The sequence below is a fragment of the Priestia sp. P5_B4 genome, assembly GCF_056400385.1.
In genome coordinates, this window is the sequence record NZ_JBFULJ010000082.1 from 1 (window position 1) to 10,927 (window position 10,927).

The window sequence follows — 10,927 nt, forward strand, 5'->3', positions numbered from 1 at the left end:
GTTCTGGAACGTCTTGTGGTCCCCCGAGTGACATGGAAATAACTCGTGCTCGCTCATTGTTAGGACCGCGCCATTCGACGGCGTAGTTAATAGCGTCAATAATCCATTCGTAATTTCCCGATCCTTCACCGGTAAGTACTTTTAAGCTTAGAATTTTTGCTTTGGGTGCCACTCCTACTACCCCTTCATTATTGAGCGCAGCAGCAATGGTACCAGACACGTGAGTGCCGTGCCCATTATTATCTTCAAATACAGAAGAATCTCCGTCATAATCCGAAGTGAAGTTTCTTCCTCCGATAATACAATCTTTTAAGTCAGGATGATTTGTGTCAACACCAGTGTCGATAACTGCAATTACAATGCCTTCTCCTTGATTGCTTTGTTCCCAAATAGCAGGCGCTTGAATTAAGCTTACTCCTTTAGGCGTTTCGTTTGTTGAGTCGATAATCGACTCAATTGTATAAGGAATTAATTTGACTTGTAACGGTTGTTGAGTCATAGTCATCCTCCTTAAAATGAATTCCATAAAAATGGAAGTTACTTAATTATAAATTCCCAACTATTGCTATAAATTAAACACTTTTCATGCGAATCCTTTCTTTTTGAATAAAAAGACTCACAAAAGATGTGAGAAAAGGAAAAAAGACCCTGAAGACAAGCCCGATAGAGATTTTTAATGTTATCTGTGTATTCACTTTTAATGTTTATCTCACACTATAGAAGAAAGAAACTCTAAGAAAAATCACATAGGACCGGCGACTTTTGATATAATTACGAACGGTATGACATTCTCAAAATACATGATATTTATAAATATACATCAATTTGCAAATTACGAAGGGGCTGAGGATAGTGTCAACTTTAACGTCTCAATCCGTCATCAAATGCAGAAAATATGAACTGAATTATGCGGACCGTACGCTTATTATGGGGATTTTAAACGTAAACCCGGATTCATTTTCAGATRGCGGAAAATACTACGATGTAGATAAAGCGGTGGCTCATGCTGAGGAAATGGTGAAGCAAGGAGCAGACATCATTGATATCGGAGGAGAATCAACTCGTCCTGGGTATACAAGAATTAGTGATGAAGAAGAGATTAAACGGATTGTGCCCGTTATTTCTGAAGTGGCTAAGCGCGTAGAGGTGCCGATTTCTGTAGATACATACAAGTCGGAAGTGGCCAAACATGCGCTAGAAGCAGGAGCACATATTATTAACGATATATGGGGTGCAAAGGCTGATCCCAAAATGGCTCAAGTTGCAGCTGACTATAATGTTCCTATTATTTTAATGCATAATCGCCATGAGCCCAATTATACAAATCTGATTACAGATATGATAAGTGATTTGGAAGAAAGCATATCAATTGCAAAAGCTGCAGGAGTTCGAGATGATCAGATTATTTTAGATCCAGGCGTTGGCTTTGGAAAAACGGCTGCACATAATGTAGAAGCGATTCAGCATCTAGATCAGCTGACAAAGATGGGCTATCCTGTGCTGCTTGCTACTTCTCGTAAAGGATTTATTGGACAAATAGTCGATGCTCCTCCAACGGAAAGAATGGAAGGAACTGCAGCTACTGTATATGCAGGGATTGCACAAGGCGTTCAAATGGTTCGAGTTCATGACGTATTAGAAATCAAGCGCTTTGTAAAGATGGCAGATGTACTGGTAGGAAAACATATATTTCAGTTTTAATAATCATTTAAGCAGACGCGTAAGCGCTGCTTTTTTATTTTCCTTGATTTCTCCGGATAGAATACATGCCTTTAGATAAATTTAAGTAATATGAAGGTTGTAAAAATGGAGGGTGAAAATGAGAGCAGTAACGTATCAAGGACCTAATCAGGTAAAAGTAGCAGAAGTAGAAGGTGCGAAGTTAGAGAAGAAAGATGACATTGTCATTAAAATAACGTCAACGGCTATTTGTGGTTCTGATCTGCATTTATATCAAGGAAGCATGCCATTGCCTCACGGTTATATTATTGGTCATGAACCAATGGGGATTGTGGAAGAAGCAGGACCGGATGTTACAAAAGTAAAAAAGGAGATCGAGTTATTATTCCTTTTAACGTAGCGTGCGGACAGTGTGCGTACTGTAAGGATGATTTAACGAGCCAATGTGATAATTCTAATCCACATTACGATTCTGGCGGCTATTTCGGTTATACCGAAAAGTTTGGAAATCATCCAGGAGGTCAAGCTGAATATTTAAAAGTGCCGTTTGGAAATTTTACACCATTTGTCATTCCGGAATCGTGCGAATTAGAAGATGAATCGCTTCTTTTTTTATCAGATGTGCTTCCAACTGCTTATTGGAGTGTAGAGCATGCGGATGTTAAAAAAGGGGATACCGTTATCGTACTCGGCTGCGGGCCAGTGGGATTAATGGCTCAAAAGTTTGCTTGGATGAAAGGTGCCAAACGGGTTATTGCAATAGATCATGTTCCATACCGAATGCAGCATGCAAAGAAAATGAATGCCGTAGAAACCTTTGATTTTACAGAATACCCAGATATGGGGGAGCACTTAAAAGAAATCACAAAAGGCGGAGCAGATGTGGTGATTGACTGTGTAGATATGGATGGCAAAAAGTCGTCTCTTGAATATATTGAACAAAAATTAAAACTTCAAGGTGGAACGCTCGGACCTATTCAAATTGCGACAAAAGCCGTTCGTAAATGTGGAACCGTCCAAATCACCGGGGTATACGGAAGCAACTATAACAGTTTTCCGTTAGGAGCTTTTTTTGCTCGAAATGTAACTCTCAAAATGGGGCAAGCTCCTGTCATTCCCGTTATGCCGAAATTATATGATCAAATTGTACAAGGAGAATTCGATCCAAAAGAAATTATTACTCATAAAGTCGCTTTAGCAGACGCAGCTGATGCCTACAAAATCTTTAATGATCATCAAGATAACTGCATTAAAGTCATTTTAAAACCTTAAAAGACCATCTCTATTAGGTGAAGATTCCTGAGCAGTGAAGCTCGAGAATTTTTTATGTATGTAAAGTGGCGGAGGAAAATAATGCACGATTGGATGGTTGATTTTACATAATTTAGCTTTATGATAGAAAGAGAAGATATAACGCTTTCATATTCTTATTAAATCGTGCTGCTTAAAATGAAATAAATAACATCTTGGTATTCAGTCTTATTCAATCACCGAAATATGGAGGAGAGAATGAATGAAACTAGCATTGCTTCTTGTCATTATTATCGGCGTTGCTGCCCTTGCAGGTACGATCAGTGCTGCAAAGAAAGTAGATGAAGATTACGGCAAATCTAAAAAGAAAAGTATAGTGAATTTATCTATTATTTACGGAGTCGTATTCATAGGATCAATCGTAGGAGTAGCGTGGTATATTGCAGTGAGACCATAAATAAAACGAACACTTCCGTGTTCGTTTTATTTTGATTTTAACGTTAATTCTCCGCTTGAAACAGCTGCATCAATAGGATATTTTCCATTTCCATGCTTTCCTTTTAATACATCTTCTGTTACGGTTGCATTGCTTAACTTAAAGTCATTGTTTATATAACCGCTGCTTACTTTTCCATTCACTTTAAAACCAGCGCTTTTCGGAAGAACCAGCACGGCATCTCCAGATCCTACATCTACAGAAACGGCCTCTTCTAGTTTTTTAAAATCCATATAGAGATCACCAGATCCAATGCGCGCCTGAAGTTTTCCTTTATAGTTTGTTCCTTTAATTTCCCCAGAGCCTACAGCAAATTTAGCCGTTTGGCTTTCAACATTACTCAGCTGTAAATCTCCAGAATTGACATCCGTACGAAGAGAGGTGCTCCTCAAGTTTGAAATACTTGCATTTCCAGAACCTACTTTAATCGAAACATCTTTCAGCTGAAGTGCTTGCTCAGGCTGTGCAGCAACTTGAAGGTCCCCAGAACCTACCGTAAGCGCAAGGTTGTGGTGATAATCTCTAGGAATGTAGATTGTCACTTTTGTATTTGAAAAAATAGAAAGCCATTGAAAAGGACTTTTTTGATAAGTGACGACTAGGGTGTCTCCATTTTGCTTTACATCTACTTTTCCTTTACCTTCTACTTTTGTTTTAATATCTTGACGATCTTGCGGCACGACAGTTGTACTAATGCTTGGARAGTCAATTTGAATATGCTGAATATCATTTGATAACGCCGCTTCAGACTTGGACGTCTTGAATGAACTTAACGACCAAGAGGAAGGTGCAAATGCAGTAGAAAAGAGGACTGCCGTACCACCTATTACTAAAATAAAAGCCAATATTTTTTTCACGTTATAACCCGCTTTCTACCTAAATTAAATTTGTTTTCTTCTACCATAAAGTGTAAATTGAAAAGCGGTTAATTTCAACGAACAGCAGGATTATTTTTTTCTACGTCTCAAGTCGTAAAAATGAAATATTTTTAAGGAATTAAATGAAAAGCGAAGTAGATATTTAAACATACTCATCAAAGAATCAATTTCTTTGTTTCAAAAATAGGAAAATAATCGAGTTAAAAGAACGGTTAAATTYACTTTTTTTGTGTGATTTTCTTATGAGTAGTTCAAAAGGAGTGATAAATAAATAGAATTTTCATACCAATTTTATTATTCGGAAAAACTTTTAAAGTGTTGATTATTAAAAAAATAAAGGGTAGAATTTGTTCATATCAATTGAATACAGCTAAGATTACGATCTTGTATATTATCAGTAATATGGTCTGATAGTCTCTACCTAGTAACCGAAAAAAACTAGACTACAAGAAAGTTTGGATATAAGCAGCAAAAAGAAGGGCGTATTCTCATGAGTACAGTCTTCTTTCAAAGCTCTTACTTTTCATACTTTCTGTTATTGTCAGAATTTATGAAAAGTAAGAGCTTTTTTGTTTTTCAAATACACACCTGGGAGTGGCTTGCATGTACTTTTTATTAAATTTATTAGGCGTTTTTGTCGTAATGGGTGTCGTCTTTTTATGTTCTCCTAAAAAGAAAGAGATAAAGTGGCGTCCAATTGCTTCACTGCTAGTCGTTGAAGTCCTCATTACTTGGTTTATGTTAGGAACTTCAATTGGAACATGGATTATTAATAAGATTGCTTCGTTCTTTACTTGGCTAATTTCCTGTGCTAACGATGGAATTGCTTTTGCGTTCCCATCCGTGATGGGAAATGAAACGGTTGACTTTTTCTTCAGTGCATTACTGCCTATCATCTTTATCGTGACATTTTTTGACATTTTATCTTACTTTGGTATTTTAACGTGGATTATTGATAAAGTAGGCTGGGTCATTTCGAAAGTTTCTCGTTTGCCTAAATTAGAAAGCTTTTTCGCTATTCAAATGATGTTTTTAGGAAATACGGAAGCATTAGCGGTTATTCGTAATCAGCTTTCTGTGTTAAAAGACAACCGTTTGCTTACGTTTGGAATTATGAGTATGAGCAGTATTAGCGGATCTATTATCGGTGCTTATTTAACGATGGTTCCCGCTACGTACGTGTTTACAGCAATTCCACTGAACTGTTTAAACGCGCTTATTTTAGTGAGCTTATTGAATCCAGTTCATGTTACAAAAGAAGAAGATATGATTTACGTACCGCCAAAGTCGGAGAAAAAAGACTTTTTCTCTACCATTTCAAACAGTATGTTAGTCGGAATGAACATGGTTATTGTTATTTTAGCGATGGTTATTGGATATGTAGCTCTTACATCTGCGCTTAACGGTATTTTAGGCGTTATCGTAGACGGCTTGACTGTACAAAAGATTTTCTCTTATATCTTTAGTCCATTCGCATTCTTACTAGGGCTCACGGGGCATGATGCAATGTACGTAGCTCAGCTGATGGGTATCAAGCTAGCAACAAATGAATTCGTCGCGATGATGGATTTGAAGAAAAATCTAGATACACTTCCACCGCATACGATTGCAGTTGCTACAACATTCTTAACATCTTTTGCTAACTTCAGTACGGTGGGTATGATTTATGGAACGTATAATTCTACGTTATCAGAAGGTAAATCAACGATTATTGGAAAAAACGTATGGAAACTGCTTGTGAGCGGTATCGCTGTTTCATTATTAAGTGCTATGATTGTTGGATTGTTTGTTTGGTAAAAAGTGTGAAAAAGCTGTGCTTTCGTCTTCGAAAGCACAGCTTTTTTCTTGTTGCATCCTCTATTCATTTGAAGAAAAGCGGTTATGAATATCAACAGTAAAAGAAAATTACACTATTCAAGAAAAATTCATTTTACTTTTGCAGAAAAACATTTTAAATCTAGTGAGCATTATGTTAAGATTACAAAAGGCTGTTTCATTTAAATTGAGAACACCGCATAAATATGTAAGTAAATATGCATAGAAAACAAAGGTTTATTAATTTTTTTCTAGGTAATATCTCGTAATAAATAGGTTGAAAGGAAATGTCGTTAATATGATAGAAGGACAACAGCAAACAAATGAATTAAAAAAGACGATGAAAAGCAGACATTTGTTTATGATTTCGCTCGGCGGGGTTATCGGTACCGGTTTCTTTTTAGGAACAGGATACACGATTAGCCAAGCAGGAGCGATTGGAGCTATCCTTTCGTTTATCGTAGGTGGCTTCATTATGTACTTAACAATGCTTTGCTTGGGGGAACTTGCAGTAGCAATGCCAGTTTCCGGTTCGTTTCAGACATATACAACAAAATTTATTGGCCCTGGTGTTGGTTTCGCTTTTGGATGGTTATATTGGTTGGGCTGGGCTGTAACGGTTGCATTAGAATTTTTGTCAGCAGGTCAGCTCATGCAAAGATGGTTTCCTGATTCTCCTGTATGGATCTGGTGTGCTATATTTGCACTTTTATTATTCTCATTAAATGCACTGTCAGCTAAAGCGTTTGGTGAAGCGGAGTTTTGGTTTGCCAGCATTAAAGTGTTAGCTATTATTTTATTTATCGTGCTTGGTGGAGCTGCTATGTTTGGTTTTCTTCCATTAAGTAATGGAGACAGCGCACCGCTTTTCTCTAATTATACGGCTCACGGCGTGTTTCCTCACGGAATTAGTGCCGTGTTGATTACCATGATTACAGTTAATTTTTCATTCCAAGGCACGGAGCTTATTGGTGTAGCGGCTGGGGAAAGTGAAAACCCAGACAAGACTGTACCAAGAGCAATTAAACAAACGGTATGGAGAACGCTTGTATTTTTTGTACTAGCTGTAGCTGTCTTAGCGGGTATGATTCCGCTTGAAAAAGCAGGCGTAGTTGAGAGTCCATTTGTTGTTGTATTTGACCAAATTGGTATTCCATATGCAGCAGATATTATGAACTTTGTTATCCTAACGGCACTGTTATCTGTAGCTAACTCAGGTCTTTATGCAGCAACGCGTATGCTGTATTCATTGTCAAAAGATAACATGGCAAGTTCAGCTTTCATGAAAGTAAATAAACGCGGTGTGCCGATGAATGCCCTGCTTTTAACATTAGGCATTGCGCTTTTATCTTTACTTTCAGGATTCTTTGCTCAAGAAACAGTATTTGTATGGCTCATTTCTGCAGCGGGTTTAGGTGCACAAATCGGCTGGATTACGATTGCTGCATCACTGCTTGCATTTAGAAAAAGATATATCAATCAAGGAGGGCAAATCGAGGATTTAAAATTTAAAGTCCCTCTTTACCCGGTATTACCTTTAATCGCATTAGTATTAAATACAATCGTATTGGGAAGCATGGCATTTGATGCAGAACAGCGAATGGCACTGTATGTTGGTATTCCACTAGCGCTGCTGTTTTATGCTTATTATCATGCCCGTGTAAAAAAGAAAGTTGATTTATCTATCAGCCGTCAAGAAGTGCAGCTTAAAGACAACAAAAAAGTAATTTTATAAAAATCAAAAAGACGCAAAAGCCCAGGTTTTTGCGTCTTTTTTTATTATTTATTTGTAAACTTAAAATAAAATTAAGTTGACAAATAAAAAGAAATTATTGCAAACTTAAAGCAACGAAAAGAGAAAGGAGGGTAAATATGAAACCGAAAACAATGGCGTATGTTTCCTTATTTGCAGCTTTAACGGCGATCGGTGCATTTATAAAAATTCCTATTCCCTACATACCGTTTACTCTTCAAATTGTTCCTGTTTATTTAGCCGGTGCGCTGTTAGGTCCGCGTTTAGGCTTGTATAGTCAGCTATGCTACATAGGTATTGGGTTAATCGGTGTTCCGGTTTTTGCAGAAGGAGGAGGTTTAGGGTATATCTTCAAACCAACGTTTGGCTATTTAATTGGCTATGCTGCAGGTTCATTTATGAACGGCTATCTTATTCAAAAATATGACTTAAAGAAACCCTTTTCTATCTTTTCAGCTAATTTATCTACGTTAGCTATTGTGTACGCAGTCGGCTGCTTCTGGCTTTACGGAGCAATGAAATGGATAATTGAAAAGCCTCTTTCACTGAGTGATACACTTCTTTTTGGAGCTGTTTTGCCAATGCCTGGAGATCTTTTATTGTGTATTTTATGTTCAGTGCTGATTCACCGAATGCAGCCTCAATTTAGTCGTTTGTCATCAAAGCGGGTTAAAGCAGGGTAACTAAGACATAGAAAAAAAGGAGAAAAAAGAAAATGGGCAAAGCGTATTTTATTACAGGAACTGGAACAGATATTGGAAAAACCCTGGTTACAAGTATTTTGTATAAAGTACTTGGTCGTCTAGGAATAAAAACGACAATTTGCAAACCATTTCAAACCGGCTACCAAGACGAAATTGGAGGTTATCCGGATATTCATTGGTTTGAAACAAGGCTCGGAGTAGCAGATACGGGTATTTATCAGTTAAAGCCGGAGACGTCTCCTCATTTGGCTATTGCACTGAGCAACAAGCAAGTAGAGCCTTCAATCGTCTTAAAACGCATTAATGAATTAAAAAAGAAATTTGATGTAGTGCTCGTGGAAGGAGCGGGAGGTCTTGCCGTACCTTTAATTGAGGAAGAAACAACATTCTATATGACAAAAGATTTGATCATAGATGCACAAATGCCGGTTATTGCTGTTGGAACAACGGGGTTAGGAGCCATTCACGACGCGCTTTCTACCTTTTCATATGCAAGTGAGCATCACCTTAAAATCAACGGACTCATTTTTAATCGTTTTAATCACAGCAGTATCATTCATAATGATAATGTTCGAACGATTGAAAAGCTGCTTCAAATATCATCTTTAATGACCGTTCCAGTATTCACACATATCGATGAAGAGTTAGATGCATATATTGAGAAAATGATGAGGCAAAAAAGTGTTATTCAACATATTCAGGAGGTGTTTGACTGTGCCGTATCAAAAAGCTGAGCTGGAGAAATGGGATAAAGAATATGTATGGCATCCGTTTACACAAATGAAAGCTTACCGTCAATCGAATCCTCTTATTATTGAAAGAGGAGAAGGAAGCTATTTATATGATGTAGAGGGAAACAAATATTTAGATGGATACGCTTCTCTATGGGTGAACGTGCATGGACATAATGATCCGGAATTAAATACAGCTTTACATATACAAGTGGAAAAATTAGCGCATTCTACGCTGCTTGGATCCGCAAACGTTCCATCCATTTTGTTAGCCAAAAAGCTAGCGGAAATTACTCCTGACAGCTTATCGAAAGTCTTCTACTCTGATACAGGCTCCGCCGCTGTCGAAATTGCGTTGAAAATTGCCTATCAATATTGGCAAAATCTCGACTCTGTAAAGTACAAAAACAAAAGTAAATTTATCTCATTGAATGAGGCATATCACGGAGATACAATTGGGGCAGTCAGTGTGGGAGGCATGGATTTATTTCATCGCATCTTTAAGCCTTTGCTGTTTGAACGAATTCCCACACCTTCTCCTTATACTTACCGTATGGAAGGATTCGAAACGGAAGAGCAAGCTTCAGCTTACTGTATTCACCAGCTAGAGAAGCTCTTGCAGAACAAAGGAGAAGAAGTAGCCGGTTTGATTATTGAACCGCTTGTGCAAGGAGCAGCGGGTATTATTACACATCCTCCTGGTTTTTTAAAACAAGTAGAGCGTTTGTGTAAAGCGTATGGGGTATTGCTGATTTGTGACGAAGTAGCCGTTGGATTTGGACGAACAGGAACGCTGTTTGCATGTGAGCAAGAAGATGTTGTACCGGATATTATGTGTGTAGGAAAAGGGATAACAGGAGGGTATATGCCGCTTGCTGCTACGTTAACAACCGAACAGATATTTAATGCTTTTTTAGCTCATCCAGATGAAAATAAAACCTTCTTTCATGGACATACGTATACGGGAAATCAATTAGCCTGTGCAGTAGCGCTTAGAAATATTGAACTGATAGAAGAAAGAGAGTTAATCCGTAGTGTAAAAGAAAAGGCAAAAGTTTTTAAACGTTATCTATTAAAGCTTTATGAACTGCCTAACGTGGGAGACATTAGACAAAGAGGATTAATGGCAGGAATCGAAGTTGTGAAAGACCGCCAAACAAAATCTGTTTTTGAAGATAAAAAAGTGATGGGAGACATTATTTTAGCGGCTCGCCAAAAAGGTTTAATTATTAGAGAACTAGGTCCTGTGGTTACAATGATGCCTATTCTTTCAATGACGGACGAAGAATTAAAAAGAATGGTTGAAATTGTATATGAATCAATTAAAGAAGTAATCGCACGCTATAAAGTGAGCTAAATAAAAAGAGGGTAGGACAAAAGTATTTTATTTAATTGAAAGAAGATCCGAACGATGAATCGTTCGGATCTTTTTATGGTTATGATAACGTGAATTTACTCTATTTAGCTGCTTCTAGCGGTTGATTGGAAGGCAAGGCGAAGGCTCCTGCGRGAAAAGCGGAACAGGTGAGAACCCGCAGGAGCGTAAGCAGCGAGAAGGCTCAACGGCCGCCCGCGGAAAGCGAAGTCTTGCACGGAAATCAACCGCGGTGTAACAAGCA

At 37.8% G+C, this 10,927-nt stretch carries 9 protein-coding genes, 1 pseudogene and 1 riboswitch; of the genes and pseudogenes, 8 read left to right on the plus strand and 2 right to left on the minus strand.

All coding sequences use genetic code 11. The annotated features are described in order from the left end of the window. Positions 1–499 (minus strand): S8 family serine peptidase (locus AC1DRF_RS10200; protein ID WP_477740687.1); only part of this gene is annotated, 499 nt, incomplete at its 3' end. Positions 500–852: 353 nt separating this feature from the next. On the opposite strand from AC1DRF_RS10200, the gene folP reads away from it, so the two are divergent. The 3 genes and pseudogenes from folP to AC1DRF_RS10215 all read left to right on the plus strand — a co-directional run bounded on the left by folP (position 853) and on the right by AC1DRF_RS10215 (position 3,388). Next, positions 853–1,701, plus strand: a complete 849-nt coding sequence (folP, locus tag AC1DRF_RS10205) for a dihydropteroate synthase (RefSeq protein ID WP_477740688.1) — start codon at positions 853–855, stop codon at positions 1,699–1,701. A 118-nt stretch (positions 1,702–1,819) separates the two neighbouring features. Next, positions 1,820–2,952 (plus strand): annotated as a pseudogene (locus tag AC1DRF_RS10210) (zinc-dependent alcohol dehydrogenase). 241 nt (positions 2,953–3,193) lie between these two features. Then, a complete protein-coding gene (locus AC1DRF_RS10215; RefSeq protein ID WP_013055532.1) occupies positions 3,194–3,388 on the plus strand; it encodes a hypothetical protein in 195 nt (64 codons plus the stop codon). A 26-nt stretch (positions 3,389–3,414) separates the two neighbouring features. Here AC1DRF_RS10215 and liaG read toward each other — a convergent pair whose 3' ends face one another. Then, on the minus strand, positions 3,415–4,284 hold the full coding sequence (gene liaG, locus AC1DRF_RS10220) for a LiaG family protein (protein ID WP_477740689.1): 870 nt from the start codon (positions 4,282–4,284) through the stop codon (positions 3,415–3,417). A 385-nt stretch (positions 4,285–4,669) separates the two neighbouring features. Next, positions 4,670–4,771, plus strand: a riboswitch (purine riboswitch). Positions 4,772–4,908: 137 nt separating this feature from the next. On the opposite strand from liaG, the gene AC1DRF_RS10225 reads away from it, so the two are divergent. The 5 genes from AC1DRF_RS10225 to bioA all read left to right on the plus strand — a co-directional run bounded on the left by AC1DRF_RS10225 (position 4,909) and on the right by bioA (position 10,665). Next, complete coding sequence (locus tag AC1DRF_RS10225; protein WP_251620767.1) at positions 4,909–6,102, plus strand: NupC/NupG family nucleoside CNT transporter; 1,194 nt, start codon at positions 4,909–4,911, stop codon at positions 6,100–6,102. A 316-nt stretch (positions 6,103–6,418) separates the two neighbouring features. Beyond that, positions 6,419–7,855, plus strand: a complete 1,437-nt coding sequence (locus tag AC1DRF_RS10230; RefSeq protein WP_057274357.1) for an amino acid permease — start codon at positions 6,419–6,421, stop codon at positions 7,853–7,855. Positions 7,856–7,992: 137 nt separating this feature from the next. Continuing rightward, entirely contained in the window at positions 7,993–8,556 is a 564-nt protein-coding gene (locus tag AC1DRF_RS10235) for a biotin transporter BioY (protein WP_057274358.1), read from the plus strand. 32 nt (positions 8,557–8,588) lie between these two features. Further along, positions 8,589–9,311, plus strand: coding sequence for a dethiobiotin synthase (gene bioD / locus AC1DRF_RS10240; protein ID WP_013055537.1), 723 nt, complete (start codon positions 8,589–8,591; stop codon positions 9,309–9,311). Continuing rightward, complete coding sequence (bioA, locus tag AC1DRF_RS10245; RefSeq protein WP_013055538.1) at positions 9,292–10,665, plus strand: adenosylmethionine--8-amino-7-oxononanoate transaminase; 1,374 nt, start codon at positions 9,292–9,294, stop codon at positions 10,663–10,665. Before bioD ends, bioA begins: the two co-directional genes overlap by 20 nt. Positions 10,666–10,927: the final 262 nt, after the last annotated feature.